At 34.0% G+C, this 1,579-nt stretch carries 1 protein-coding gene; it reads left to right on the forward strand.

Annotated elements, in window-relative coordinates:
- The first annotated feature begins 19 nt into the window (after positions 1-19).
- Positions 20-1,318, forward strand: coding sequence for an amidohydrolase family protein (locus tag P8M54_RS02730; protein ID WP_300284816.1), 1,299 nt, complete (start codon positions 20-22; stop codon positions 1,316-1,318).
- Positions 1,319-1,579: the final 261 nt, after the last annotated feature.

Here is a 1,579-nt window from a genome sequence, read left to right on the forward strand (position 1 = left end):
TAAAACAAAGCAAAATACTATGAACAAATACAGCTATATACTATCCTTGCTTTTTAGTGCCTCGATGTTTGCTCAGCATGCACCGGCAAAAAAGCAATCACAATCTATATTAATATTAAATGCTACTGCTCACTTAGGAACTGGGCAAGTAATTCCTAACAGTGCAATAGGTTTTAAAGAGGGGAAATTAACCTTAGTTGCAGATGCATCCACCATTCGATTAGTAGATGGTGCTTATGACCAAACTATAGATGCCACCGGTAAACATGTATATCCTGGCTTTATAGCGGCTAATTCTACTTTAGGTTTGGTCGAAATCGACGCTGTAAAATCTTCTGATGATGAGAGCGAAGTGGGAGATATGAATCCAAATGTTAGAAGCTTAGTGGCTTACAATGCAGAATCGAAAGTGATAGAAACAGTGCGACCTAACGGAATTTTAATGGCACAAATTACACCTCGAGGCGGAACTATTTCAGGAACTTCATCTGTGGTCCAATTAGATTCATGGAATTACCAAGACGGGGTCGTAAAAGAGAATGATGGTATTCATTTAAACTTTCCATCAATCTATAATAGCGGCGGCTGGTGGGCAGAACCTGCGGGAGCAACTTTGAATAAAGATTATATAAAAGAAATCGCTGATATTAAGTCTTTTTTAATTAGTACAAAAGCATCTCAAGGAGAAGCCAGTAAAGAAAGAAACTTAGTATTTGAGTCTACTAAAGGACTATTCAATGCTAGTCAAACTCTATTTATTCACGCAGATCATGAACTTCAAATTATTGATGCTATAAAAATGTCAAAAGAAATTGGTGTAGAAAAAATAGTAATTGTAGGTGGATTTGAAGCTTACAAATGTGCTGATTTGCTGAAAGCAAATGGTATTGGAGTTTTACTTAGACGCGTACATGACATGCCAGAATTTGATGACCAAGATGTTAACTTACCTTATAAAATGGCTAAGATGTTAACGGATAAGGGAATCGTAGTAGGTTTAGAAAACAGCGGTGATATGGAACGTATGAATACAAGAAACCTACCTTTTCTAGCAGGTACTTGTGCTGCCTATGGATTAGATAAAGAACAGGCCTTACAATTAATAACTGCTAATACTGCTAAAATTTTAGGTATCGAAAGTTTTTGTGGTACTCTAGAAACAGGCAAAGATGCTACATTGTTTATTTCAGAAGGAGATGCATTAGACATGAGAACAAATAAATTATCTGAAGCTTTTATTCAAGGTCGAAAAATTACCTTAGAAAATCATCAATCAAAACTGAATGATATTTATAAAGAGAAGTACAACCAAAAATAATATAAGAAAGTACATTATTATTAAATGAATTTTAAAACAGAGACATTTGCTTAGCATAATGTCTCTGTTTTTTTATGTTAACACTAAATCAAACAAGCTTCTTGCAATTACATATTTTCTACATTGGCATAATTATCAGTTTTAACCACCTTAAAACAAATGTACCCTCAAAATAAAGGGGGTGATTTTACCAAATCTGTAATTATTCACAGAACAGCACCTATTTACTAATGGCACATTAAAACATTTTATATTTTTGTC

This window comes from Flavobacterium sp. (assembly GCF_029242675.1).
Taxonomy (GTDB): domain Bacteria; phylum Bacteroidota; class Bacteroidia; order Flavobacteriales; family Flavobacteriaceae; genus Flavobacterium.